The 25,357-nt window shown below is 72.2% G+C and carries 24 protein-coding genes; 13 read left to right on the top strand and 11 right to left on the bottom strand.

Annotated features, from left to right (window positions below; genetic code table 11):
• The first annotated feature begins 20 nt into the window (after positions 1-20).
• Entirely contained in the window at positions 21-515 is a 495-nt protein-coding gene (locus tag AAME72_RS05560) for a GNAT family N-acetyltransferase (protein WP_348789247.1), read from the top strand.
• On the opposite strand, the gene AAME72_RS05555 is transcribed toward AAME72_RS05560, so the two are convergent.
• Together AAME72_RS05555 and AAME72_RS05550 are read right to left on the bottom strand one after the other, a co-directional pair.
• Positions 479-1,933: an alpha/beta hydrolase-fold protein gene (locus tag AAME72_RS05555; RefSeq protein WP_348789246.1), complete on the bottom strand. Its 1,455-nt coding sequence runs from the start codon at positions 1,931-1,933 to the stop codon at positions 479-481. The genes AAME72_RS05560 and AAME72_RS05555 overlap by 37 nt on opposite strands.
• 87 nt (positions 1,934-2,020) lie before the next feature.
• Entirely contained in the window at positions 2,021-3,049 is a 1,029-nt protein-coding gene (locus AAME72_RS05550; protein WP_348789245.1) for a LacI family DNA-binding transcriptional regulator, read from the bottom strand.
• Between the two features lie 141 nt (positions 3,050-3,190).
• Between AAME72_RS05550 and AAME72_RS05545 the strand changes: the two genes are divergently transcribed.
• Genes AAME72_RS05545 through AAME72_RS05535 form a run of 3 tightly spaced genes read left to right on the top strand, consistent with a single transcriptional unit; the run spans position 3,191 to position 8,060 of the window.
• Positions 3,191-4,594, top strand: coding sequence for an MFS transporter (locus AAME72_RS05545; protein ID WP_348789244.1), 1,404 nt, complete (start codon positions 3,191-3,193; stop codon positions 4,592-4,594).
• Between the two features lie 12 nt (positions 4,595-4,606).
• Entirely contained in the window at positions 4,607-7,060 is a 2,454-nt protein-coding gene (locus AAME72_RS05540) for a glycoside hydrolase family 3 C-terminal domain-containing protein (RefSeq protein WP_348789243.1), read from the top strand.
• A 31-nt stretch (positions 7,061-7,091) separates the two neighbouring features.
• A complete protein-coding gene (locus AAME72_RS05535) occupies positions 7,092-8,060 on the top strand; it encodes a magnesium and cobalt transport protein CorA (RefSeq protein ID WP_348789242.1) in 969 nt (322 codons plus the stop codon).
• A 106-nt stretch (positions 8,061-8,166) separates the two neighbouring features.
• On the opposite strand, the gene AAME72_RS05530 is transcribed toward AAME72_RS05535, so the two are convergent.
• Positions 8,167-8,859, bottom strand: coding sequence for a TetR/AcrR family transcriptional regulator C-terminal domain-containing protein (locus tag AAME72_RS05530; protein WP_348789241.1), 693 nt, complete (start codon positions 8,857-8,859; stop codon positions 8,167-8,169).
• A 56-nt stretch (positions 8,860-8,915) separates the two neighbouring features.
• Between AAME72_RS05530 and AAME72_RS05525 the strand changes: the two genes are divergently transcribed.
• Positions 8,916-10,505 carry an amidohydrolase gene (locus AAME72_RS05525; RefSeq protein ID WP_348789240.1) on the top strand — a complete coding sequence of 530 codons (1,590 nt, stop codon included), beginning with the start codon at positions 8,916-8,918 and terminating at the stop codon, positions 10,503-10,505.
• A gap of 83 nt (positions 10,506-10,588) precedes the next feature.
• The gene (locus AAME72_RS05520) at positions 10,589-11,983 is read left to right on the top strand and encodes an APC family permease (RefSeq protein ID WP_348789239.1); all 1,395 of its coding nucleotides are present in this window, start codon (positions 10,589-10,591) and stop codon (positions 11,981-11,983) included.
• Positions 11,984-12,060: 77 nt separating this feature from the next.
• On the opposite strand, the gene AAME72_RS05515 is transcribed toward AAME72_RS05520, so the two are convergent.
• Positions 12,061-13,176 (bottom strand): methyltransferase, encoded by a 1,116-nt coding sequence (locus AAME72_RS05515; protein ID WP_348789238.1) that lies wholly within the window; start codon positions 13,174-13,176, stop codon positions 12,061-12,063.
• Positions 13,177-13,394: 218 nt separating this feature from the next.
• Between AAME72_RS05515 and AAME72_RS05510 the strand changes: the two genes are divergently transcribed.
• The 5 genes from AAME72_RS05510 to AAME72_RS05490 all read left to right on the top strand — a co-directional run bounded on the left by AAME72_RS05510 (position 13,395) and on the right by AAME72_RS05490 (position 19,210).
• The gene (locus AAME72_RS05510) at positions 13,395-14,903 is read left to right on the top strand and encodes an APC family permease (protein ID WP_348789237.1); all 1,509 of its coding nucleotides are present in this window, start codon (positions 13,395-13,397) and stop codon (positions 14,901-14,903) included.
• A gap of 29 nt (positions 14,904-14,932) precedes the next feature.
• Complete coding sequence (locus AAME72_RS05505) at positions 14,933-15,556, top strand: hypothetical protein (protein ID WP_348789236.1); 624 nt, start codon at positions 14,933-14,935, stop codon at positions 15,554-15,556.
• A 149-nt stretch (positions 15,557-15,705) separates the two neighbouring features.
• Positions 15,706-16,449 (top strand): YcnI family protein, encoded by a 744-nt coding sequence (locus AAME72_RS05500; RefSeq protein ID WP_348789235.1) that lies wholly within the window; start codon positions 15,706-15,708, stop codon positions 16,447-16,449.
• Positions 16,446-17,129, top strand: a complete 684-nt coding sequence (locus AAME72_RS05495) for a copper resistance CopC family protein (protein ID WP_348789234.1) — start codon at positions 16,446-16,448, stop codon at positions 17,127-17,129. Before AAME72_RS05500 ends, AAME72_RS05495 begins: the two co-directional genes overlap by 4 nt.
• Positions 17,126-19,210 (top strand): bifunctional copper resistance protein CopD/cytochrome c oxidase assembly protein, encoded by a 2,085-nt coding sequence (locus AAME72_RS05490; protein WP_348789233.1) that lies wholly within the window; start codon positions 17,126-17,128, stop codon positions 19,208-19,210. Before AAME72_RS05495 ends, AAME72_RS05490 begins: the two co-directional genes overlap by 4 nt.
• Before the next feature lie 33 nt (positions 19,211-19,243).
• Here the strand turns inward: AAME72_RS05490 and AAME72_RS05485 are convergent, their stop codons facing one another.
• On the bottom strand, positions 19,244-19,591 hold the full coding sequence (locus tag AAME72_RS05485; RefSeq protein WP_348789232.1) for a hypothetical protein: 348 nt from the start codon (positions 19,589-19,591) through the stop codon (positions 19,244-19,246).
• A 35-nt stretch (positions 19,592-19,626) separates the two neighbouring features.
• On the opposite strand from AAME72_RS05485, the gene AAME72_RS05480 reads away from it, so the two are divergent.
• Together AAME72_RS05480 and AAME72_RS05475 are read left to right on the top strand one after the other, a co-directional pair.
• Positions 19,627-20,052: a hypothetical protein gene (locus AAME72_RS05480; protein ID WP_348789231.1), complete on the top strand. Its 426-nt coding sequence runs from the start codon at positions 19,627-19,629 to the stop codon at positions 20,050-20,052.
• Between the two features lie 195 nt (positions 20,053-20,247).
• Entirely contained in the window at positions 20,248-22,416 is a 2,169-nt protein-coding gene (locus tag AAME72_RS05475; protein WP_348789230.1) for an AAA family ATPase, read from the top strand.
• Positions 22,417-22,435: 19 nt separating this feature from the next.
• Here the strand turns inward: AAME72_RS05475 and AAME72_RS05470 are convergent, their stop codons facing one another.
• Genes AAME72_RS05470 through AAME72_RS05445 form a run of 6 tightly spaced genes read right to left on the bottom strand, consistent with a single transcriptional unit; the run spans position 22,436 to position 25,173 of the window.
• Positions 22,436-22,963, bottom strand: coding sequence for a tail fiber protein (locus AAME72_RS05470; protein ID WP_348789229.1), 528 nt, complete (start codon positions 22,961-22,963; stop codon positions 22,436-22,438).
• Between the two features lie 9 nt (positions 22,964-22,972).
• Positions 22,973-23,470, bottom strand: coding sequence for a tail fiber protein (locus AAME72_RS05465; protein WP_348789228.1), 498 nt, complete (start codon positions 23,468-23,470; stop codon positions 22,973-22,975).
• Positions 23,470-23,988, bottom strand: coding sequence for a tail fiber protein (locus AAME72_RS05460; protein WP_348789227.1), 519 nt, complete (start codon positions 23,986-23,988; stop codon positions 23,470-23,472). Before AAME72_RS05460 ends, AAME72_RS05465 begins: the two co-directional genes overlap by 1 nt.
• Positions 23,985-24,281 carry a hypothetical protein gene (locus AAME72_RS05455; protein ID WP_348789226.1) on the bottom strand — a complete coding sequence of 99 codons (297 nt, stop codon included), beginning with the start codon at positions 24,279-24,281 and terminating at the stop codon, positions 23,985-23,987. Before AAME72_RS05455 ends, AAME72_RS05460 begins: the two co-directional genes overlap by 4 nt.
• Positions 24,278-24,742 (bottom strand): GNAT family N-acetyltransferase, encoded by a 465-nt coding sequence (locus tag AAME72_RS05450; protein ID WP_348789225.1) that lies wholly within the window; start codon positions 24,740-24,742, stop codon positions 24,278-24,280. Before AAME72_RS05450 ends, AAME72_RS05455 begins: the two co-directional genes overlap by 4 nt.
• Positions 24,742-25,173: a hypothetical protein gene (locus tag AAME72_RS05445; protein WP_348789224.1), complete on the bottom strand. Its 432-nt coding sequence runs from the start codon at positions 25,171-25,173 to the stop codon at positions 24,742-24,744. The genes AAME72_RS05450 and AAME72_RS05445 overlap by 1 nt, the downstream gene beginning before the upstream one ends.
• Between the last annotated feature and the right edge of the window lie 184 nt (positions 25,174-25,357).

The raw sequence follows: 25,357 nt of genomic DNA, 5'->3' as shown, positions 1-25,357 counted from the left end.
GCGGCTGGTTGACTACAGGCATGCGCCTGGAACGGATCCGTGACGTCGACCTGCCGGCGCTCGCCGCGTTCCTCGGTGCGGCGGACCTGACGACGAGCGGGCTGGACGCGCCCGCGGTGCGGCTGTGGGTGGAACGCGACGCGACCGGCGCGATCGTCGGGAGCACAGGGTTCGAGCTCAGTGCCGATGGACGGGACGCCCTGATCCGGAGCGTCGCGGTCGCCGAGACGGACCGCGCCCGCGGGCGGGGGACCGGGCTCGCGCGGTTCGCTCTCGCCGAGGCCGGGAGCGCCGGCGCCGACCATGCGTGGCTGTTCAGCCGGCGATCCGGCCCGTTCTGGCAGCGACTGGGATTCGCTCCGGCCGGCCGCGACGAGCTCGCGCGGGTGCTCGCTCAGACCCAGCAGGTGCGCCTGTTCACGGAGACCGGCCAGCTCGAGCGCGAGGTGGCCTGGTCACGGTCGCTGGCCGACCCGGCTCAGCGCTCCCGCGCCGGGAACGCGTCCCGCTCGTAGGCGGACGGGCGGTGGCGGGGGCGCGCGGCGGCCGCGTCGGCGCCGCTCAGCCTGCCCGCGTCCGTCGGCTGCTGGCGCGCGAAGAACAGCATCAACTGCACCGCGAGGAACACGGCGAGCACCGACAGGTCGAGGATCGCGAACGTCCCGGCCACCCCGGCCGTCCGGGTGAGTCCGCACTCCAGCGGTGTCTGGTCGTCGGAGCAGAGCAGCCGGCTGTCGTCCGTGCGGATCGCGCCGGAGGCGATCCACTCGGGGATGAACTGGTTGTACGCGGCCGCGAGCCCCGGCACCAGGGCGCGGGTGTGCTCGGCGCCCGGCACCTCCCAGTACGTCACCTGCCAGCCCGCCTTCTCGGCCGCCGTCGCGTTGGTCTGCACGTCGGGCTTGTACTGGGCGTCCAGCTTTCCGGCGATGAAGACCGCCGTCATGGGAACGGTGTACGGGGTGGATGCCAGCACCTTCGCGGGCCAGGTCTTCTGGTACGCGGCCAGGTTCCCGTGGAAGTAGACCGGGAGGGTGAGGTCCTGCCAGCGGTACGCGCCCGGCTTGTCCGGCCCGCCGACCGAGATGACATGCGACCACGTGGCCGGGTACTTCGCGGCCAGGTAGACGGAGCACTCGCCGCCGTGCGAGTATCCGGCGATGCCCCAGTTCGACCGGTTATCGCTGACGGGCAGGTTCGAGCGGATCCAGTTGGGCACGTCCCGGGAGAGGTAGGTCTCGATCCGGCCGGCGGTCGAGTTGGCGCACGGCGGGTTCTTGTTCAGCCCGCCGAGCTGGTCGACGGCGAGGATGAAGGGAGCGTCGTCGAGCCGCTCCTGGGGGAGCGTGTACAGCGCGTCGAGGGTGGCGAAGACCGTCGGACTGCCCGGGTCGCCCATCATCATCATCACGATCGGCCGGGTGGTGGACGGGTTCCGCAGCCAGCCGGGCGGTACGAAGAGTGTGGCGTCGCGGGCCGAGAACCCGGACGCCGTCGGCGGGATGTGGAAGGACAGCTGCGCGCCGTGCGTCAGGTTCTGCTCGGTGAGCGGGATGGTCTGGCCGGCGATCGAGGTGGTGGCAACGGTCGGGGCGAGGGTGAGGACGCCGATTCCGACTCCGACCAGCGCCGTCGCGCCCGTGAGCATCGCGGCGAGCACCCGGAGACCGCCCGCGGACTGGATCGCGTCGCCGAGCGCGAGCGGCACGGCGACGGCGGCGAGGGCGATCCCGAACCATCCCGGGCCGCTCAGGTCGGGGCGCGGAGTGAGCAGGGCCCAGCCGACGAGGAGCGCGAGGGCGGCCAGCTGGCAGATCAGCACCACCCGCACCGTCGGTCCCGCGCGGAACCTCCAGGCGCGCACGACGAAGCGCACGGCGGGGAAGAGGGCGAGGGCTCCGACGAGGAGACAGAGCCAGGCGAGGATCGGCACCGTCAGAGGCTATGGGCCGTGGCTGCGCGCGCGCTTGAGGAGGCTGAACGATCGGGAAGGGAGAGTGCGGCGCGTCCCGGCCGGGCCTCAGCGAGGGGCGGGCGCCGCCGCGGTGGACTCCCGCAGCACCGCGTGCACCTCCGGGGCGTCGACGCGCTCGACCCGCTCCCCGGCACGCATCCGCGCGTAGGCGTCCGCGAGCTCGGTCGCCAGAGCGTCCGCGTCGAAGGTCACCGTGCTGAGCCGGGGGAGGAACTCGGCCCCGGCGGGCAGGTCGTCGGCCCCGATCACGGAGAGGTCGTCCGGGACGCGCAGGCCGGTGTCCGCCAGGGCGCGGATCGCGGCCATCGCCAGGCGGTCGTCGGTGGCGAGCACGGCGGTCGGCGCGTTCGGGTCGTAGCGCAGGCCGTGCGCCCAGTCCCGGAGCGTGCGTGCGGTGCCGGCGCCGTGGGTGACGGTCAGCGTTGCGCCGGCTTCCCGCGCGGCGTCCTCGGCGCCGGCGAGGCGGTCGCGCGCCGCTGTGGACGGTGCGGAGGGCACGAGCACCGCGATCCGGCGGTGGCCCAGCGCGAGCAGCGCTTCCATCGCCACCCGGCCGAACGGGCGCTGCGGGATGACGAGCGACGGGGCGTAGTCGACCGGCTCGGTGCCGTGCACGATGAGGGCCCGCACTCCGGCGAGCCGCAGCACCTCCATCGCCTCGGCGTCGCAGCGCTCCGCCTCGGCGAGCACCGCCTCCGGCCGGAGCTTGGCCCAGAGCTGTCCGGCCTCGGCCCCTGCCACGGTGGTGTCGGCGTGCCGCAGCGCGTCGACGCCGTCGTCCACCGTGCGTCCCAGCAGCAGGTCGAAGGTGCGCTCGACGGTCGCGCCGTGGTCGGCGGCCGACGCGGCGTGCAGCAGCCCCGCGACGGCCTCACCGCTCGCAAGCGAGCGTGCCGCGGTGTTCGGCGTGTAGCCGAGCAGGCGGGCGGCCTCCAGCACGCGGTGCCGGGTGTCGTCGGAGACCCGCGAGTTCGGCTTGTCGTTGAGGACGAACGAGACGGTCGCCCGCGAGACGCCGGCCGCGAGGGCGACGTCGGCGCTGGTCGGGGCTTTGACGACCTGGGGCGTGAACATGGTGCTTTCAGTCTAGGTCCGCGGCGGCGCCGTGCTAACTCGCGTAACCAAAACCGAGCAATAGCTTGTATTCGTGGAATCGGTCCCGTATGGTTACGCGTGTTAGCACGCAACGCCGCCTGCTTCGAAAGGACTGAACCCGTGACAACGCCGTCAGACGACTTCCCCGAGGGCCCCCGGCCCGTGCAGCCGACCATCCCGTCCAACCTGACGGGTGTGCCCGACAGCGCGGCCCTCGGTTCCACGCTCACCACCGCCGATTCCCCGTTCTCGGCCGCGCCGACCTCCGCCGTCTCCGCGCAGCCGGCCGGGAAGGTCAAGGTCCGCGGGCGCCTCCTGAAGCTGATGCTGTCGATGAGCGTGGCGAACCTCGCCATCTTCGGCATCTGGGGAGCGGTGCCCGGCATCCTGCTCCCGCTGCAGGTGCAGGGCATCGTCGGCGACGACCCGACGGCCAAGGCCGGAGCACTCGCCGTCATCGCGACGATCGGCGCCTTCGCCGCCATGGTCGCCCAGCCCATCGCCGGCACCGTCTCCGACCGCACCCGCAGCCGGTTCGGCCGCCGGGCGCCGTGGATGGTCGGCGGCGTCCTCATCGGCGGGCTCGCCCTGATCGGGATGGGCGTCGGCAGCACGCTCGTCCAGGTCGGCATCGCCTGGGTCATCGTGCAGATCGCCTACAACTTCGCCCAGGGGCCGCTGAGCGCCATCCTCCCCGACCGCGTCCCGAGCGCCGTCCGCGGCACGTTCTCCGCCCTGAGCGGGCTCGGGCTGATGCTCGGAGCGCTCGGCGGCCAGATCGCCGGCGCCGCGTTCGCGACGGCCATCCCCGCCGGCTACCTGGTGTTCGCGGGCGTCGCCCTCGTCGTGCTCGTGCTGTTCGTCGTCCTCAACCCCGACCGCTCCAACAGGGGAGAGCCGAAGCCGCCGTTCGACTTCGTCGCCTTCCTCAAGACGTTCTGGGTCAGCCCGGTCAAGCACCCCGACTTCTTCTGGGGCTTCACCGGCCGCCTCCTGCTGTTCGCCGGCTACTTCATGGTCACCGGCTACCAGCTCTACATCCTGCAGGACTACATCGGCCTGAAGGACAAGGCGGTCGCCCTGGTGCCGCTGCTCGGCATCCTCTCGCTCGCGGGCACGCTCATCTCCACCCTGATCGGCGGACCGCTCTCCGACAAGCTCGGCCGCCGCAAGATCGTGGTGATCGTCGCCGGCATCATCCTGGCGATCTCCCTGGTCTTCCCGCTCGTGATGCCGACCGTCACCGGGATGCTGGTCTTCTCGTTCGTCTCCGGCCTCGGCTTCGGCGCGTACCAGTCGGTGGACACCGCGCTGATGAGCGAGGTCCTGCCGTCCAAGGACGACTTCGCCAAGGACCTCGGGGTGCTGAACATCGCCGCGACCCTGCCGCAGACGCTGGCCCCGGGCCTGGCCGGCCTCATCGTCGTCGCCTTCGGAGGCGCGTACACTCCCCTCTTCCCCATCGGCATCGTCATCGCCATCGTCGGCGCGTTCGCCGTCCTCCCGATCAAGTCCGTCCGCTAGGAGCTCCACACCATGACCGACACCACCACCACCGAGCAGTTCCTGGACGGGCTCCTCGAATCGCTCTCGCTCGAGCAGAAGGTGCGCCTGCTCACGGGCGCCTCGTTCTGGACGCTGCACGACGAGCCGCAGATCGGCCTCGGCACGATCGTCGTCTCCGACGGCCCGGCCGGCATCCGCGGACAGCTCTGGGACGAGCGAGACGCGTCGGCGAACCTGCCCTCCCCGACCGCGCTCGCGGCCTCCTGGGACGTCGACCGCGTGCACCGGCTCGGGCAGCTGATCGCGGCGGAGGCGCGCCGCAAGGGTGTCGGGGTCGCGCTCGGCCCCACGGTGAACATCCAGCGCTCGCCGCGCGGCGGCCGCCACTTCGAGGCGTACAGCGAGGACCCGTGGCTCTCCGGCGTCGTCGGCACGGCCTTCGTGAAGGGCGTGCAGTCGTGCGGTGTCGCGGCGACGCCCAAGCACTACGTCGCGAACGACAGCGAGACCGACCGGATGACGGTCGACGTGCATGTCGACGAGCGCACCCTGCGCGAGGTGTACCTGGCGCCGTTCGAGCGGATGGTCGTGGAGGGCGGCGCGTGGCTGGTGATGTCGTCGTACAACTCGGTCAACGGCGTCACGATGACCGAGAACGACCTGTTGCGCTCGCCGCTGAAGGAGGAGTGGGGCTTCGACGGCGTCGTCGTCTCCGATTGGGGCGGCGTGCGCGACACCGTCGCCGCGGCCACCTCGGCGCAGGACCTCGCGATGCCCGGCCCGCAGGGCGTCTGGGGCGCCGCGCTGGTGGAGGCCGTCCGCAACGGCCAGGTTCCCGAGGCGGACGTCGACGAGAAGGTGCGACGCATCCTGCGCCTCGCCGGTCGTCTCGGCGATCTCGACGGCGTGGAGCCGGCGACCCCGGTCGCCGAGCCGTGGCCGCAGGAGCGCATCGACGCCCTGCTGCGCGAGGCCGCCGCCGACGGGATGGTGCTCGTGCGCAACGAGGGCGGCCTGCTCCCGGTCGCGCCAGGCAGCACGACCGTCGCGGTGCTCGGCCAGCACGCCCGCATCGCCCGCAGCCAGGGCGGCGGGTCCGCGACGGTCTTCCCGCAGCACGTCGTCACGCCGCTCGACGGGATCACCGAGGCGTTCGGCGAGCAGAACGTGCGGTTCGCGCCGGGCGTGCGCTCCTCGGAGTCCGTCCTCCCGCTCGATGGCCGCGTGTCCACCGACCCGGTGACCGGTGAGGGCGGCGTGCACGTGCGCTTCCTCGACGCCGACGGCGGCATCCTGCTCGACGAGCACCGGCTGAGCGGGCGGCTCGCGTGGCTCGGCGACCCCGTGCTCGGCTCGACGGCCGTCGTCGAGGTGACCGGCGACTTCACGGCACCCGCGGACGGCGAGTACGCGGTCGGTTTCGCCGGCCTCGGCCTGTTCCGGTTCGAGGTGGACGGCGAGCTGAAGAGCGACGGCCTGTTCTTCCCCGAGGGCACGGACCCGTTCATGGCGTTCCTCAACCCGCCGAAGCAGTCGTTCCCCGTCACCCTCCGCGCAGGCCAGACGGTGTCGCTGCGCCTGGAGCACCGCCCCCAGGTGCAGCCGGAGCTCGCCGCCGTGATGTTCACCTTCGGTTACGAGGAGCCCTTCGCCGACCCGGACGCGGAGCTGCAGCGCGCGGTGGAGGCCGCCGCCGGCGCCGACGTGGCCGTCGTCGTGGTCGGCACGACGGAGACCCTGGAGTCGGAGGGCTTCGACCGCGTCGGGCTGCGTCTGCCAGACGGACAGGACGCGCTGGTCCGCCGCGTCGCCGCCGCGAACCCGCGGACGGTCGTTGTGGTGAACTCGGGCGGTCCGGTGATCCTGCCGTGGCTCGAGGAGGCGCCCGCCGTGCTCCTGACCTGGTTCCCTGGTCAGGAGATGGGAGGCGCGCTCGCGGACGTGCTGACGGGAGCGGTCGAGCCGGGTGGGCGCATCCCGACCACCTGGGCCGCGGACGAGGAGGACGTGCCGGTCTGGCAGGTCGAGCCCGTCGACGGCGCTCTGCACTACGAGGAGAAGCTGAACGTCGGCTACCGCGAGTGGCTGCGCAGGCAGGCGCTCGGCGGACCGGCCCCGGCCATCCCGTTCGGGCACGGTCTCGGCTACACCTCGTGGTCCCTCGGCGAGGCGGCGGTCGACGGGCTGGTCGTGAGCGTCCCCGTCACCAACACCGGGGAGCGCGCGGGCAAGCAGGTCGTGCAGGTCTACCTGTCGCGGGTGTCGGAGTCGGCGATCGAACGTCCGGTGCTCTGGCTGGCCGGCTACGCGGTGGTGCGCGTCCAGCCGGGGGAGACCGCCGTCGCGACGGTCGAGCTCGAGCCGCGCTCGCTGCAGTACTGGTCGGTCGACGACCACGCCTGGCGCACCGAGCCCGGCACCTACGCGGTGCGGGTCGGCACGTCCGTCGCCACGCTCGGCAACCCCCTGGAGTTCACGGTCTGATCGGCTACGGTGGCGGTCGGAAGGAGCCGCCATGATCGTCGACAACGCCGTGTACGTGCACGGCATCCGGACCAGTCCGGTCTCGCTCGAGGACACGTTCGAGACGGTCCGCGACCGCGGCGGCTTCGCCTGGATCGGCCTCTACCGGCCGACCAGGGAGGAGCTCGGCGCGGTCGCGGCCGAGTTCGACCTGCCCGCGCTCGCCGTCGAGGACGCCCTCGCCGGTCACCAGCGGGCCAAGATCGAGAAGTACGGGTCGACCACGTTCGTCGTGCTGCGTCCCGCGACCTACCTCGACGACGTCGAGGAAGTCGAGTTCGGCGAGGTGCACGTCTTCCTCGGCGAGGACTTCGTGATCACGGTGCGGCACTTCGAGCGTCCCGACCTGGCGGCGGTGCGCCGGCGGCTGGAGCACGACGGCTCGCTGCTCGCGCACGGCCCGCTCGCCGCGCTGTACGGCATCCTCGACGAGATCGTCGACGAGTACGCGCCGGTCGTCGCGGGGCTCGAGAACGACATCGACGAGATCGAGGACCAGCTCTTCAACGGGGACCGCGGCGTCTCGCGCCGCATCTACGAGCTCTCCCGGGAGGTCATGGTCTTCCAGCGCGCGGTCGACCCGCTGCGGGATGTGCTGCAGACGGTGCGCGACGCGATCGCGGCCCGCGACGGGGACGCGGGCCTCCGCGACGGGTTCCGGGACGTGCAGGACCACATCATCCGCGTCAGCGAGCGCGCGGACGGCTTCCGCCAGATCCTGCAGAACGCGCTCATGGTGCACACCACGCTCGTCGGCCAGGCGCAGAACGACGAGGTCAAGAAGATCTCGGGATGGGCCGCGGTGCTGTTCACGCCGACGCTCGTCGGCACGGTGTACGGGATGAACTTCTCGAACATGCCCGAGCTGCACTGGTCGCTCGGCTACCCGTTCGCCCTGCTGCTGATGCTCGGGATGGGCGTCGGCCTCTACCTCGTCTTCAAGCGCAAGGGCTGGATCTAGGGTCGCCCGCCGCGGCTCCCGTCGCCGTTCGCAACTCCGGCGATGAGCGGTCGCGACACGCCGCCAGGCCGGCAGCGACGCGGCGTGTCGCGACCGCTCGTGCCCGTCAGCGGCTGGTGAGCTCCGCGAACCGCACGCGCAGGCCCGCGAGCAGCGCGTTCAGGCCCACGGCGAACGCGCCGTCGGCGGGGGGCGCCGCGCCTGCCGCGGCGATGCGCGCCGCGTAGGCCGACGCGAACGCGGGCACCTCGTCCTCGGCGCCGGACGGGTCGAACATGTCGCCGGGGGCGACCGCGTCCAGCGCCGACCCCAGGATGAACGACTCCACCGCGACGATCGTCGGCAGCACCTCCGGCTCCGGCCAGCCCGCCCGCACCATCGCTGCGACCACCGTGTCGTACATGCGCATCGTCCGCCGGGCGCCGCTGAGCGGCAGGGTGGCGAGCAGGGCGATCGTGGGCGGATGCGTGGCGAACGCGACCCGGTAGGAATACGCCCACTGCCGCACCGCCTCGTCCCACGGCTGGTCGGCGAACGCGCTGACGTCGATGCGGTCGCTGATGAGCTCGCGCACGCCCGCGATCACGTCCTCCTTGCCGTCGACGTGGTTGTAGAGGGCGCTCGGTCGCACCCGCAACGCCTGCGCGAGCCGGGACATCGTGAAGCCGTCCGCGCCGCTCGTATCGAGCAGCCGAAGTGCGGCGTCCGCGATCATCTCGCGGGTGAGAACGGTCGTCTTGGGCCGGCCGGCCCGCCGCGCCGGCCGGTCGATTCCGGCGCTGCTCTTCCGTTCGGGCACGCTCACACCCTAGTATCTGTCGAAATAAAAGAACGTCATTCATTTATGGAGGTGGGATGGGCGACACCGTCTTCGTCAACGGGACCATCATCGGCGGCTACGGCGCGGACGCGCCCGGGCACGCGGCGGCGGCGATCCGGGACGGACGGCTCGTCGCCACCGGTCCCGAGGCGGAGGCGCTGCGGGCGGCCGCGGACGAGGTGGTCGACCTGGGCGGCGGCATCCTGGCCCCGGCGTTCGGCGACGGGCACGCGCATCCCCTGCAGGGCGGGCTCGAGAAGCTGGGACCGCAGGTGCGCTCGTGCGGCAGCGTCGAGGAGGTCGTCGCGTGCGTGCGCGACTGGGCGCAGGCGCATCCCGAGCAGGAGTGGATCTACGGCGGCAGCTACGACGCGACCCTCGCACCGGAGGGGCTGTTCGACGCCCGCTGGCTCGACGCGGCGGTCCCCGACCGTCCGGTCGTCCTGCGTGCCTGGGACTACCACACGGTGTGGGTGAACTCGGAGGCGCTCCGCCGCGCCGGGATCGACGCCGGCACCCCCGAGCCGCCGCTCGGCCGCATCCCGCGTCGCGACGACGGCAGCCCGCTCGGCATCCTCCAGGAGCCCGGCGCCGTCGACCTCCTGCTGCCCGTCGAGCCCGGTCGCAGCCACGAGGAGCGCGTGGAGGCGCTGCGCCTGGCGACCGCCGAGTACGCCGCACTCGGCATCGCCTGGATCCAGGACGCCTGGGTCGAGCCCGCGGAGGTCGAGGCATACCTGGACGCGTCCGCACGCGGCCTGCTCTCCACCCGCGTCAACCTGGCCCTCCGCGCCGACCCGCTGCGCTGGCGCGACCAGCTCGACGGCTTCACCGAGTCCCGTCGCCGCGTACAGGACAATGCCGACCCGCTGCTCACGGCGGGAACGGTCAAGGTGTTCGTCGACGGTGTCGTCGAGAATCACACGGCCGCGATGCTCGCCGACTACACCGACACCCCCGGCGACCGCGGGATGCCGAACTGGGATGCGGACGAGCTGGCCGAGGCCGCCGTCGCGTTCGACCGCCTCGGCTTCCAGCTGCACCTGCACGCCATCGGCGACGCGGCCTGCCGCACGGCGCTCGACGTGTTCGAGGCCGTCGAGCGGCGCAACGGCCCGCGCGACCGGCGCCCGGTCATCGCCCACGTCCAGGTGGTCGACCCCGCCGACCTGCCGCGGTTCGAGCGGCTCGGCGTGATCGCCAACTTCGAGCCGCTCTGGGCGCAGCTCGACCCGATGATGGTCGCCCTCACGCTGCCGCGGCTCGGCCCGGAGCGCGAGGAGCTGCAGTACCCGATCCGCACGCTGCTGCGCGACGCGAAGGTGTCGTTCGGCAGCGACTGGCCGGTCAGCGACAACGACTGGCGCCCGGGCGTCGCCACCGCCGTCACCCGGCAGACCGCCGAGCGGGTGCCCGCGGCCGGATGGACGCCCGCCGAGCGCATCCCGCTCGCCGACGCACTGGAGGCCTACTCCTCCGGCGTCGCCCACCAGGCCTTCGCCGACGCCGACCCGGCCGAACGCGACCTGGTCTGGCTGGACCGCGACCCGCGGTCCGTCGACGCGCACGAACTGCGCGAGATCCGGGTGCTCGGCACCTGGGTCGCCGGGGTGCGCCGCGCCTGAGCGCGCGCCCCGAATCTCTCCCTTCCCTTCCCCGCTCCAACCCCCGACATGTCAGCTCCACTCGACTCAGAGAGGCCTGCACCATGACCACGACCGACCTGCCCGCCCCCTCCTCGCAGCCGCGGCTCAGACGCGCACTCGGACCGACGGCTCTCGTGCTGTTCGGCCTGACCTACCTCGCCCCCGTCACGGTGTTCACGACCTACGGCATCGTGACCAAGTCGACGGACAACCACCTGCCGTCCGCCTACGTCGTCGCTCTGGTCGCCATGCTCTTCACGGCGCTCAGCTACGGCGCGATGGCGCGGCGCTATCCCGTATCCGGCTCCGCGTACACCTACACGCAGCAGGCGTTCGGCGGCCACGTCGGATTCCTCACCGGGTGGACGCTGATGCTCGACTACCTGTTCCTGCCGATGATCAACTTCCTCCTGATCGGCATCTACCTGAACACCCAGTTCCCGGACGTGCCGCAGTGGGTCTTCGCGCTGGCGGCGCTGCTGCTCGTGCTGGTGTTCAACGTGCTCGGAATCACCCTGGTCAACAGGCTCAACATCGCGATCGTCGCGCTGTCCGTGCTGCTGGTCGTGGTGTTCGCCGTGCTCGCGATCAAGGAGCTGGTCACCAACCCGTCCGCCGAGACGCCGAGCCTCATCGAGCCGTTCCTGCCCGGCGAGGGCGGCCTCGGTCCGGTCTTCGCGGGCGCCGCGGTGCTCGCCCTCTCGTTCCTCGGCTTCGACGCGGTCTCCACCCTCGCGGAGGAGGCGAAGAACCCGAAGCGCGACATCCCGCGCGCCATCCTGCTCACCACACTCATCGGCGGCGCGATCTTCATCGTCGTCTCCTGGCTCGGCGCGCTGGTCTTCCCCGACTGGCACGCGTTCGGCGACGTCGACTCCGCCGGAGTCGACCTGATGGCCAAGGTGGGCGGCACCTTCCTCACCTCGTTCTTCGTCGCCGTCTACGTGGTCGGCGCGTTCGGCTCCGGTATGACGACCCAGGTGAGCGTGTCCCGCATCATCTACGCGATGGGACGCGACCGCGTGCTGCCCGGGATCTTCGGCAGACTGCACCCACGGTTCCGGACGCCGTGGGTCGCCGCGATCGCGGTGTCCATCGTGTCGCTGCTCGCGCTCGTCCTCACTCTGGACGTCGCGGCGACGATGATCTCTTTCGGCGCGCTGGCCGCGTTCTCCATGGTCAACCTCTCGGTGATCCGCACCCATCTCTTCCCGAGGGGCGGCAGGGACGCGGCGTCCGCCGGCGAGTGGTTCCGCTACGGCGTGCTGCCGGCGATCGGCTTCCTGCTGACCGTGTGGCTGTGGACGTCGCTGACGGCGACCACGTTCGTCGTCGGCCTCTCCTGGATGCTCCTCGGTGCGGTCTACCTCGCCGTTCTGACCCGTGGCTTCCGTCGCCGCCCGCCGGTGATGGACTTCTCCGAGAAGGACACCGAACCCGAGCCCGCCGGCGCCTGACCGACGAAACGACAATTGCCCCAAATCGTGGCTCCGACCGAGCGAGACCCACGATTTGGGGCAAATCGTGGTGAGGGTCAGCGGCGACGGGACGCGGTGACCGTGAACTTCGCGTTGCGTGCGATCTGCCGTGTCGGCCCGACGGTGCGCTCGAGGGCCGGCCGGTAGCCGAGGTGCGAGTTCCAGACCGTCCACAGCTCGCCTCCGGGGGAGAGGACGCGGGCCGCGTCGGCGAAGAGCCGGTGCGCGATCCCGGTGTGAACGGCGCCGCCGATGTGGAACGGCGGGTTGAGCAGGATGAGGTCGGCCGACGCGTCCGGACGGCCGGCGAGCCCGTCGTCGCGGACCACCCTCACCCGGTCGGCGACGCCGTTCGCCGCGGCGGTCGCACGGGCCGAGGCGACGGCGGCCGCCGACTGGTCCGTTGCGATCACCTGCAGCGCGGGCCGGCCGGTCGCCAGCGCCGATGCCAGCACGCCCGTCCCGCAACCGAGGTCGATCGCCGTGCGCGCTTCCGGGACCGCGTCGTCCAGCACGGAGAGCAGCAGGCGCGTCCCGATGTCGACGGACGCGCCGGCGAAGGCGGCGCCGTGGGCGCAGACCCAGAGTCCCGTCTCCTCGTCGAGCGCGCGCTCGGGCCAGCGGTCGAGGGCGGTCGCCGCCGCGGGGCGTGGCTCGCTCGCCGTGAGGATGCGCGCCTTCTGCCGGGCGAGTGACGCGGTCACCGACCCGAAGACCTCCCCGAGAACCGCGTTCATGGCGGTCGTCATGTGCTTCAGCATGCCGCCGGCGTAGACGACGACAGCTGGATGCGCGTGCTCGGCGATCAGCGCGGCGATCTCCTCGAGCGCGTCCAGGCTGCGCGGCAGCCGGAGCAGCACGGTCCGCGCGCCGGCGATGAGGTCGGCGTCCAGGGCTCGGTGCTCATAGGCCCCGGTCAGGCCGAGCTCGCGGGCGTTGGCGTCCAGCGCCTGTTCGCCGGTGAGCGGATCCTGGTGCACCCGGATGCCGCGGGCGCCGCGGGCGGCGGCGGCCAGCGTCAGCGCTCCGTAGCCGTCGCCGATGACGACGAGCCCCGGCGCGAGGACGGCGTCGCCCGCCGTGTCGGCGAGGTAGCGGTCGGCGGCGTCCGAAGCGAAGAGGTTGGGCGCCTCCACGTCGGGTCGGCGGCGGAGGCGCTCGTACGGGAACACGGCGTCCAGTCAACCAGACCGGCCGGCCCGAGCGGGCGCCTGGCCGGCGGCGTGCGATCGCGCACGAGCGTCGATAACCGAAGGAAATCATCGCATGGGGTATCGGTTTCCTCTGCATTTCTCAGAAACCTCAACCGAATCCGTGGCGAAAAGGCTTGTCGGGAACACCGCCGCTTGCTAACGTCCCCCTGTCGCATCCGCGATGCGTAGGGAGAGCAATGACGCACACGAATTCCCCGGCGGCGACTGAAACGCACGGGAACGCACAGAAGCACGAGCTCCAGGCGGACGGGGTGAGCGCCGCCGGTTCCATCGTGATGGCGGTGGCCGGGTCCGCCCCCGCGTACTCGATCGCCGCGACGACGGCCATCCTCGTCGGGGCCGCCGGCCTCGGCGCCCCCGGTGTGCTGCTCTGGTGCGGCATCCCCATGCTCGGCATCGCGTGGGCGTTCCTCTACCTCGGCCGGATCGACGTCAACGCCGGCGCCGCGTACTCCTGGGTCGCGCGGGCGCTGCATCCCATCCTCGGCTTCCTCTCCGGCTGGGCGCTCGTGATCTCAGCCACGATCTTCATGGTCGCGGGTGCTCTGCCCGCCGGCGCGATGACCGTGTCGCTGTTCGCGCCGGACCAGGCGGACAACACCATCCTCATCACGGCCATCGGAGCGGTCTGGTTCCTGGTGATGGCGGCGTGCGTGCTGTTCGGCGTGCACATCACCGCGCGGGCGCAGTGGATCATGTCGCTGATCGAGGTGGCGATCCTCGTCGTGTTCGCCGTGCTGATGATCGTGCGGGCGGCGACGACGAGCCACGCCGGTCCCAGCTTCTCGGGGGACTGGCTCGGCTTCTCCCACCTCGCCGGCCCCGGAGTGTTCGTCACGGCCGCCCTGACCGCGGCGTTCTACTTCTGGGGCTGGGACGTGTCGGCGAACCTCAACGAGGAGACCAAGAACGGCCACAAGTCCGCGGGCTCCGCCGGCATCATCGGCGTGCTCATCGTCTTCCTGCTGTTCGTGCTGTTCACGATCGGGACGCTGACGATGCTGCCGTCGAAGACCATCGAGAGCAACCAGGCGAACATCCTGGTGCCGCTCGGTCAAGCGGTCTGGCCGGGGCTCGGCGGCAAGATCCTGATCGTCGCCGTCGCCCTCTCCACCATCGCCACGCTGGAGACGACGCTGGTGCAGGTCACGCGGACGCTGTTCGCGATGGGACGCGACAACACCCTCCCGAAGGCGTTCGGCCGCATCCACCCGCGGTGGCGGACGCCGGCGTTTGCCACGCTGGTGGTCGTCGGGGTCTCGGTGGTGCTGTTCCTCGGGTCGACGCTCATCGGCAGCGTCGGCGACGTGATGAGCAACGCCATCAGCTCGATCGGCGTGCAGATCACGTTCTACTACGCGCTGGCGGGCGTCGCGGTGATCGTGGCCTACCGCAAGGTGCTCTTCGCCTCGGTGCGCAACTTCTTCCTGATCTTCCTCTGGCCGCTCGTCGGGGCGATCTTCATGGCCTGCATGTTCGGGTTCTCCATCCCGAACAACGACCCGATCGTCAACATCCTGGGCGTCGGGCTGATCGTGGTGGGACTGATCCCGGTCGCCATCTACTACCGCAGGGCCCGCGGCTACTACACACGGCGCCCGCTCGAGCTCCCCGACGAGCTCGACGAGAAGGCGCCTCCCGGCATCGACGACCGCGACCCGGCGGCGTCTGACCCGCGCAGCTGACCGACGGGCTCCCGGATAGACTCGGAGGCATGAGTTCGCGCGGTGTCCGGGTCGTCCGCGGCTTCGCGGCCGCCGGCACCGCGACCTTCGTCGCCGCGCTCTTCCACATGGCCGGTGGCGGTGACGCTCCCAGCGCGGTCGCCGTCACGCTCAGCCTCGTGTTCTCGACCCTCGCGAGCATCGCGCTCGCGGGCAAGCGGCTGGCGCTCTGGCGCCTGACGGCCTCGGTCGCCATCAGCCAGTTCCTCTTCCACGCGCTGTTCTCGCTCAGCCCGTCCGCCTCGTTCAGCGGCGTGCCGGCCGGCGGGCATCTGCACGCCGGGATGCACCTGACACTCATCCCGGGCGCCGCGACCGGCCCGGAGGCGTCGCTGATCACGGGCGACGCGGCGATGTGGGCATCCCACCTCGGCGCCGCGCTCCTCACCATCGCCGCGCTGCGGCACGGCGAGCGCGCGTTCTGGGCCGCGTGCCACTTCGCGTTCTTCCGGCTGCGCCGGTTCGTCGACCGGGTCACCGCCGTGCTGGCGTCGCCCGCCGGTCTGCGCCGCGCGCCGATCGAGACGGCGCCCGCCACCCTTCCTGCGCTGGACGTCGTGCTCGGCGGGATGCGCCACCGCGGCCCGCCGATGGGGACCGTCCCGGCCCGCTGAGCCGCTCGACGCCGTCATCCGGCGTCCGATGCCGCTCGTCCGCGGCCGGGAGGACGCATCGCCTCCGCGCCCGGGCGCCGTCGCGCCCGCGCCGAGGTGTCAGCCATCCCTCTACCCGGCCGCGCTCGCGGCCGAGAATCGGACATCCCATGAACACGCGTTCCCTCTGGCGCGCCGGCGCCGCCGCCGTCGCGGCCGTCGCCCTCGCGCTCGCTGCCCCGCTGGCCGCCAGCGCCCACGTGCACGTCGACCCCGACAAGGCGGCCGTCGGCGGCTACTCCACCCTGACCTTCACGGTCCCGACCGAGTCGGCCACGGCCGGCACCGTCAAGCTCGTTGTGGACCTGCCCACCGACACCCCGCTCAGTTCCGTCTCCTACCAGCCGCTGGCGGGATGGACGACCCAGGTGATCACCGAGAAGCTGCCGAAGCCGGTGAAGACCGACACCGGCACGATCACCGAGGCGCCCCTCCGGGTCGTCTGGACGGCCGACTCCGGCGTGCAGATCGCGCCCGGCCAGTTCCAGCAGTTCGTGATCTCGGCGGGCGCGATGCCGGACACCGGCAGCATCCTGCTGCCCACGCACCAGTACTACTCGGACGGCACCGTCGTCGACTGGGACCAGAAGACGCCCGCGTCCGGAGCGGAGCCCGAGCACCCGGCGCCGACGGTCTACATCACCGATGCGCCTCCGGTCGGGGAGGATGCGACGGCGCCGAGCGTCGCCGCCGCCCCGGAGGCCCCGGCGACGGCGACCGCGGCGTCTCCGGCCGACACGGCGGTCGCCATCGGTCTCGGCATCGGCGGCCTCGCGCTCGGCGCGATCGCCCTCGTCGTCGCGGTCTTCGCCGCGACGCGCCGCGGCCGCGCGGCGCGGGGTTCGGGCAAGTGACGGCGGCCGCGCGGGCGGCACGCCCGGCGCGGTCACGGAGGAAGGCGGCCGCTGCGGTCGCGGGTGCGTTCGTCGCCGCTGCGCTGACGTTCGCCCCCGCGACCGCGGCGAGCGCCCACGACTACCTCGTGGAGAGCTCCCCGGCCGCAGGCTCCGTCCAGACCGCGCCCCTCGACCGGGTCAGCCTCACCTTCAACGACCGCGTGCTCGATCTGAGCGGCGACGGCTCGTCCGCGCTCATCCAGGTGACCTCGGGCGGCCGGCACTACGAGACGGGATGCGCGAGCATCAAGGACCGGACCGTCTCCGCCCCGGTCGCCCTCGGGCCCGACGGCGCATACACCGTCGAGTGGCAGATCGTGTCGGCGGACGGCCACACCGTCTCCACGTCGATCGGCTTCGACTACCGCGCGCCGGCCGGCGCGTCCCGCGGCGAAGGCACCGCCGAGCGTCCGTCCTGCGGGGCCGCGAAGCAGGAGGCGCGGGACGGATCCGGCCCGGCATCCACCTCGTCTCCCGGGGCGGGGGCCGGCGCCGGTGACGCGGTCGGCCTTGTCGTCGGCATCGCCGTCGGGATCGTGGCGCTCGCCGCGGTCGGCGTCGTGCTGGTGCTCGTGACCGCACGCCGGACCCGCCGGGGCGACTCGCAGCGTCCCTCCCGCGACGAGGACGACGAGTGAGCGCGCCGACGGACGGCGCCCCCGCCGACCGCGCCCGGGTCGACCCGAACGATCCGGGCGCCGCCGGGGACGCGGTGTTCCGGGAGCACGAGCTCCCGCTTCCGCCCGTCAGCATCCCTGCCCTCATCGCCGTGCTGTCGGTCCCGCTCGCCGTCGTCGCCGCGCTGCTCGCCATGGTCTTCTCCGGCGCCTTCCTCACCGGGCGCGCCCTGCAGGACCCGGGCGACATGGTGACCTACGGCCTCCCGATCGCGCGCACCCTGCACGACATCGCGGCCACCGCGACGGTCGGCCTCCTGGCGGTCGCCGCATTCCTCGCTCCCGGCCAGACGAAGCGGCCGGGGATGCTCGGCTGGGCGCAGTCCAGGGCGACCCGTTGGGCGGGTCGGGCAGGCGCGGCGTGGTTCGCCTGCGCGCTGGCCGTGATCGTGCTGACCAGCATCAGCGTCTCCGGCGTCCAGCCGGGGGATGCGCTGTTCTGGCCGACGCTCGGGACGTTCCTGTTCGGCGTGGAGCTCGGGCAGTCGCTTGTCGTCTCGGCCGCCGCCGTGCTGACCGCGGCGGTGCTCGCCGTGCTCGCCCGGCGGATCACGACGGCCGGCATCGCATTCGGCTTCGCCCTCTTCGCCCTGCTGCCGCTCGCGCTGTCCGGGCACGCCGCGGGGTCGTCCGAGCACGCCAATGCGGTGAACAGCCTCGCCGTCCACCTGGTCGGCGTGACGCTCTGGGCGGGCGGCCTGCTCGGGCTCCTCCTGCTGCGCTCCACGATGAAACGCGGCTTCGCCTCGGCGGTCGCGCGGTACTCGACGATGGCGGGCTGGGCCTTCGCCGCCGTCGCGTTCTCCGGCATCGTCAACGCGTCGCTGCGCCTGGCGTCCCCCGCCGATCTGCTGAAGCCGTACGGGATCCTCATCGTGGTGAAGGCGGCCATCCTCGTGCTGCTCGGGATCGGGGGTGCGCTGCAGCGCAGACGCGTCATCCCCCGGCTGCGGCGCGACCCGGCCGACCGGCGGGCGTTCGCCCTCTTCGCGACGGCGGAGATCGTGTTCATGGCGGTCGCGGTCGGCGTCTCCGTCGGGCTGTCGCGCAGCGCTCCGCCCGTGTCCCAGCAGCCGCTCACCGGCGACGAGGCGCGCGAGGGCCTGCTCGGCTTCCCGTACCCGCCTGCGGTGACCGTCGAGCGGATGTTCACCGTCGTCCACCTGGACTGGGTGTGGCTCGCCCTCGCGGCGGTGCTCGCCGGGCTGTACGTGTGGGCGTTCGTCCGGCTGCGCCGTCGCGGCGACCCGTGGCCGGTGCGCCGCCTCGTCGCCTGGCTCGCCGGCTGCGTCGCGCTCGTCTGGCTGACGAGCGGGGGAGCGGCGGTCTACGGCCTCGTCCACTTCAGCACCCACATGGTGCAGCACATGGGGCTGATGATGCTCGCGCCTCCGCTGTTCGTGCTCGGCGGGCCGGTGCTGCTCGCGCTGCGCGTGCTCCCGGCGCGGCAGGACGGGAGCAGGGGGATGCGGGAGTGGCTGCTCCTGCTGACCCACTCCGGCTACCTGCGCTTCCTCTCCCGCCCGGTCGTCGCCGGCGTGATCTTCGCGGGCAGCCTCGTGGCGTTCTACTTCACCCCCGCGTTCGAGTCGGCGATGTTCAGCCACCAGTGGCATGTGCTGATGTGCGTGCACTTCCTGCTGAGCGGGTACTTGTTCTTCTGGGTGTTCATCGGGATCGATCCCGGTCCTCCGCGTCCGGCGTTCCCGATCCTGTTCATCGTGATGCTGGCGACGCTGGCGTTCCACGCCTTCTTCGGGGTGGCGCTGATGGAGAGCGGCAGCGTCCTGGCGGCGGACTGGTACCACGCGCTCGGGCAACGGGACGACGCGGCCCTGCTCGCGGACCAGCACGTCGGCGGCGGTGTCGCCTGGGGTGCGTCCGAGCTGCCGATGGTGCTCGTCGCGCTCCTCGTGGTCGCGCGCTGGGTGTCGTCGGACGAGCGCGCGGCCCGGCGGCTCGACCGCCAGGCGGAGCGCGACGGCGACGCGGAGCTGCGTGCGTACAACGAGCGGCTCGCCCGGCTGAACCGGGAGCGCTGACTGCGGCGCCAGCGCCCGGTGTCAGTGCCCTCGTCAGCGTTCATCGTGCCTGCGCTTCTTCGCGCCCGGGGCATCCAGCAGGGAGAGGGCGAAGAGCAGGGCGAGCAGCCCGAAGATGACGAGGGCCGCGGCCAGGTCGCTCCACGCGAACGGGATCAGCGTGCCGTCGATCGAGAGCACCAGGATCGTCTCGATGATCCCGAACAGGAGGAAGAACAGGCCGAGCAGGAGCCGGGTGACCCGGATGCGCCCGCGCCGGTGCAGTTCCACGCGCCGCAGCTCCACCATGAGGGTCAGCAGGAGCAGCGGCAGGATCTGCGCGAGCGCGGCGGCGGTCGCGCTGTCCATGAGCACGATGCGCACGTCCATCGGGTCGACCATGGGGCCAGGGTACCGCCGACGGCTAGTGTGATGGCGTGGCGGGGAACTCGGGGCGGACCAGGCGGCTGTGGCTGGCGGCCGCCACGGCGGTTCCCGCGGGTGCGGTGATCGCTTCGGTGGTCGGAGCGCTGTTCGCGGTGACCACGCCTGCCGCGATCCTGCCGATGGCGGCCTTCTGCGCGCTGTACGGCGCGGCCGTGGCCGCCGTCGCCGCGCTCGGAGCCGCGGTCGCGGTGCTGCTCCACCGGACGCGACGGCTGCCGTTCGCGGCCGCTTTCGGAAGCCTGATCGCGCTCGCGCTCGCCGCGGTGGTGCTGGGCGTGGTGCAGTCGGCCCTGTGGTTGCCCTTCGTCGCCGTCGTCGCCCTGATCGCCGTCCCCTTGTCCGGACTCGGGACACGGCTCGCGCTGTACGAGCCGTCGGCGACTCCGGAGGTTTCGGCCGACACGCCGCACGCGTGACCGTTGCTCCGGTCTTCCGCCCGGGGCGGCCAGGAATCTCCGGAATTGCGGACGCGCCGGTCGCTGGATGGGTGTCCGGGGCCTCCCGCGCGTCGGGCGTGCCGAGTAGCCTGGCGCTGGAATACCCGTCGCGCAGGCAAAGTTGAGCCTAGTAGACTCAACTCTGTCGGAAGACGTGGAAAGGACTTCAGGAGTATGGCGAACATGCAGGGCGCGCCCTCCACGCAGGAGGAAGCCAAGAGCGCGCTCGAACAGTACGGCGTGAACCTCACGGAGATCGCCAAGAGCGGCAAGCTCGACCCGGTCATCGGGCGGGACGCCGAGATCCGGCGCGTCAGCCAGGTGCTGACCCGCCGCACCAAGAACAACCCGGTGCTCATCGGCGAGCCCGGCGTCGGCAAGACGGCCGTCGTCGAGGGGCTCGCCCAGCGCATCGTCGCGGGGGACGTGGCCGACTCGCTCAAGGGCAAGCAGCTGGTCTCGCTCGACCTCTCGGCGCTCGTCGCCGGTGCGATGTACCGCGGCCAGTTCGAGGAGCGGCTGAAGGCCGTCCTCAAGGAGATCAACGACGCCGAGGGGCAGATCATCACCTTCGTCGACGAGCTGCACATCCTCATGGGCGCGGGCGGCGGCGAGGGGTCCGTCGCGGCATCCAACATGCTGAAGCCGATGCTGGCCCGCGGCGAGTTGCGGCTCATCGGCGCGACGACGCTCAACGAGTACCGCGAGTTCATCGAGAAGGATGCGGCGCTCGAGCGCCGGTTCCAGCAGGTCTACGTCGGCGAGCCGAGCGTGGAGGACACGGTGGCCATCCTGCGCGGGCTCAAGGGGCGCTACGAGGCGCACCACGGAGTGACGATCGAGGACTCCGCGCTGGTCGCGGCCGCTTCGCTCTCGAACCGGTACATCACCGCCCGTCAGCTGCCGGACAAGGCGATCGACCTCATCGACGAGGCCGCGAGCCGGCTGAAGATGGAGATCGACTCCGCCCCGGTGGAGATCGACACCCTGCAGCGGCAGGTCGAGCGGATGAAGCTGGAGGAGTTCGCCCTCAAGAAGGAGAAGGACGACGCCAGCAAGGAGCGTCTGGAGCAACTGCGGCAGCGTCTGCGTGAGCAGGAGGACGAGCTCGAGCAGCTGCAGGAGCGCTGGCGCGCCGAGAAGGCGTCGCTGAACCGCGTCGGCGAGCTGCGCTCGCAGCTGGACGAGGCCAAGACGCAGCGCGACCTCGCGCTGCGCGACGGCCGCTACCAGGAGGCGTCCCGCATCGAGTACGAGACCATCCCGAACATCGAGCGGGAGCTGGCGGAGGCCGAGCGGGCCGAGCAGCACCCCGACCACCCGCGGATGGTGAACGAGCAGGTCACCGCCGACGACATCGCGGCCGTGGTGGCGGCGTGGACGGGCATCCCCGTCGACAGGCTCACCCAGGGCGAGACCGAGAAGCTGCTGCACCTGGAGCACGAGCTCGGCCGCCGCATCATCGGCCAGAAGAAGGCGGTTCAGGCGGTCGCGGACGCGGTCCGCCGCACGCGCGCCGGGATCTCCGACCCCGGGCGCCCGACCGGATCGTTCCTGTTCCTCGGCCCCACCGGTGTCGGCAAGACCGAGCTGGCGAAGGCGCTCGCCGCCTTCCTGTTCGACGACGAGAAGGCGATGGTGCGCATCGACATGAGCGAGTACGGGGAGAAGTTCTCCGTGTCGCGGCTGGTCGGCGCTCCTCCCGGGTACGTCGGTTACGAGCAGGGCGGCCAGCTGACCGAGGCCGTGCGGCGGCGTCCGTACTCGGTGATCCTGCTCGATGAGGTCGAGAAGGCGCACCCCGAGGTCTTCGACGTGCTGCTGCAGGTGCTCGACGACGGCCGGCTCACCGACGGCCAGGGCCGCACGGTGGACTTCCGCAACGCCATCCTCATCCTCACCTCCAACCTCGGCAGCCAGTACCTGGTCGACCCGACGCTCACCGAGACCGAGCGCGAGGAGGCGGTGCTGCAGATGGTGCGGCAGGCGTTCAAACCGGAGTTCGTGAACCGGCTCGACGACATCGTGGTGTTCTCGGCGCTGAGCCAGGACGAGCTCGGCGAGATCGTCGAGCTCAACATCGACCGGCTGATGCGCCGGCTTCAGGAGCGCCGGCTGGAGCTCGCGGTCACCCCGGACGCGCGACGCTGGCTGGCCGAACGCGGCTACGACCCGATCTACGGTGCCCGGCCGCTCCGCCGGCTGATGCAGCGCGAGATCGAGGACCGGCTGGCGACGGCGCTGCTGGCGGGCGAGATCCGCGACGGCGACCTGGTGCGCGTCGACCTCGACCCGAGCGGGGACCGGCTCACGGTGGCACCGGTGCGGGACGAGGAGGAGTAGCGCGCTCCCGCCGCGGGGCTCAGTTCCGCGGCGGGAAGATCCCCTGCAGGGCGATGATGTAGTGCAGCACGAGGTAGGGCTGCATGTTGTTGTGCGGCTGGCCGGAGCCTGCCTGACCGACCGTGCCCGGGTGGAGCGGCACCGCCGGGGTCGTGCCGTAGGCGGCCTCCGGCGTGCGTCCGACCCGCGGCATCGCGAACGAGGCACCGGAGGGCGCGCCCGTCGTTCCGGCCGCCGCGGTCACCCGCACGGTGTGGGAGTGCGCGGGCATCTCGATGCTGAGCAGGGCGACGCTCTCGGCGCCGGCTGACTCGCCGAGCGCGTGCGGGAACCCGGTGCTGTCGGTGCCGGCGCCGAGGACCGTTCGCCCCTGCAGGTTCGGCAGCGCGAAGTTCGAGCGCCCGTCGCCGCCGTAGGTGTTGCCGAGCAGCGCGTACAGCGCGGTGTTCTGCGCGATGGAGAGGAGCTGGCCGTCGCAGAACGCCCAGCCACGCGGAGCGTAGTCGTAGGGTACGAGCCGAATCTCGGCGATGAAGGGGTCACTCATCGGTGTGCCTCAGTTCCGGGACGGGAAGACGCCCTGCAGGGCGATGACGTAGGTGAGCGCCAGGTACGGCGCCATGTTCTCGTGCGGCAGCCCGCCGCCGGTCGGGGCGACCGTCAGGGGCGAGAGCGTTGTCGACGCGGCGGGGGCGTAGGCCGCCTTGCCCGGCTGCGCGAGCACAGCCGCCCCGCTCGGCGTCATGACGGTGGCGGACGCGGCGACCGACATCCCGTGGTTGTGCCGCGGCAGCTCCGCCACGGTGAGCGTGTGCGCCTCCTCGCCGCCGACCTCGCCGAGGGTGTGTCCGTTCCCCGTGTGGACGGGCACCCTGCCGCGCAGATCGGGCAGCTGGAAGGTGGTGACCCCGTCGCCGCCGTAGGTGGTGCCGAGCAGGGCGAACAGCGCCTGGTTCTGGCTGATCGGCAGCAGCTGTCCTGCGCAGAACGCCCAGCCCCGCGGGGCGTACGCGAAGGCGACCACGCGGATCTCCCCCAGGAACGGTGTGCCCATCAGGCGTCCTCTCGGCTGGGGAAGATGCCGTCGATGCAGATGATGAAGTTCATCGCCAGGTAGGGCTGCCGGTTCTCGTGCGGCAGCGTGCCCCCGCTCTGCGCGAGCTGCACCGGTGCGAGCGCCGTCGACGGCGCGGTCGAGCTGTAGGGCGCGTCGGCCCAGCCCGCCGGGAAGGCCCCCGCGGCGCTCGTCGTGGTGGGGGAGTCGGCCGCAGCGACGCTGTGGCTGTGGGAGGGGATCTGCGGGGCGATGACCGTCACGCTCTGCGCCCCGCCATACTGCCCCAGCTGGTAGCTGGACCGACCGCCGCCCTGCCCGGTGCCGACCGGGAAGCGGCCGCGGAGGTCGGGGAGGGCGAACGTCGTGACGCCGTCACCGCCGTAGTACGTGCCGAGCAGGCTGAACAGCGCCGGGTACGCCGCGACGGAGAGGGTCTGGCCCTGGCAGAACATCCAGCCTTGGGGCTCGAAGGTGCCCGCGAACATCCGGATCTCCCCGATGTACGGATCGCTCATGACTCCTCCTCGTCCGGCACGGTGAAGACGGCCTCCAGGCTCAGACCGTCGGCGGTGCGGCCGACGGGCACGAGGAAGACCGGCTCGGCGATACCGGCCCCGGTCAGCTCGTAGGTCTGCTGCTCGGCGGGTGCCTGCGCCGGCGCGTCGAACCGCAGCGTGAAGCTCAGCCAGCCGCTCGTGCGCTGCGCCTCGCTCACCTCGGCCAGCCGGATGCGGTGCCGCTCGCCGTCCGCGGTCGCGGCGTCGAAGTCCGTGCCCGCGACAGCGGCCCAGCGGTCGTACGCGGTCATCCGTCGACCCCCGTCGCCATCAGGACGTAGCCGAACTGCTCGGCGACGACGGCGAAGCCGAGCCGCTCGTAGAGGCGCCGGGCGCCGGCATTCAGCGCCCACACCGACAGCGTGATGTGCTCCCCGTCGTCGATGAGCCCGGAGAGGACGGTGGAGGCGACGCCGCGGCCGCGGTGCTCGGCGAGCACGGCGATGTCGACCAGGTGCATCCGGGAGCCGTCGCGGTCGACGGTCACCGTCCCCACCGGCTCGCCGCCGTCCAGGATGATCGAGGTCTCGGCGCGCGGGTGACGTGCGGTCAGCTCGGCGGTGTGCGCACGCAGCTGCAGCGCGAGGATGGGCGCGAGCTCCGACTCGGGGACGCCTGGGAACTCGTCCCGCCGCACGTCGAGGAAGACCCGTTCGAGGAACGCGGCGTCGGCGTCGGTCGCCGGACGCAGCTCGACCGTGCGCAGCGCCATCACGCCGTCCGGTTCACGATGGCCTGCATCGTGCGCGTCGTGCCCCGCGGGCCGATCGGGTTGAGGAAGAGCGCGACCCCGGGCACACCCGAGCGGGTGAGCCGGTAGATGCCGTCCGCGGCGGTGCTCCCGCGGGCGGAGAACAGCAGGACGAAGCGATTCTCGTCGCCGGGCGCGCCGTCGGGGGCCAGGTCCTGAACGGCGTCGAGGGTGAGCGTCAGGTCGCGGTCGCCGTCGACGGCGCGGAACGTCCGGCCGACGTGCGGCGAGAACAGCGAGCGGACCGGCGCGGCGTCGGCACCGGACTCGGCCCCGTTCGCCGGCAGCACGGCGCGTGCGATCGCGGGGGCGGCGGGCAGCGAGGCGGCGACCGCGACACCGATGCCGCCCAGCGCGGATGTCATCACGACGCGGCGCGACACCTCGGGCACGGGCTGTCCTTCCTGGATGCTCCGCGCCAGGTCGGGGGTCGCGCGGAGCCTGGATGCGAGCTTAGGGCATCCGGCGAGTGCCGCTCTGGCCCACAGAAAGGGGACAACGCGCCGGTGCCGCGCGCCGATAGCATCATGACAGCCATCGCCCGACCGCGCCGGCACCCCCACCCGATTCACGCGC

The organism is Leifsonia sp. NPDC080035 (assembly GCF_040050925.1).
Taxonomy (GTDB): domain Bacteria; phylum Actinomycetota; class Actinomycetes; order Actinomycetales; family Microbacteriaceae; genus Leifsonia.
The sequence above is the reverse complement of the archived record's forward strand: the minus strand, read 5'-3'. Positions and strand labels throughout refer to the sequence as shown.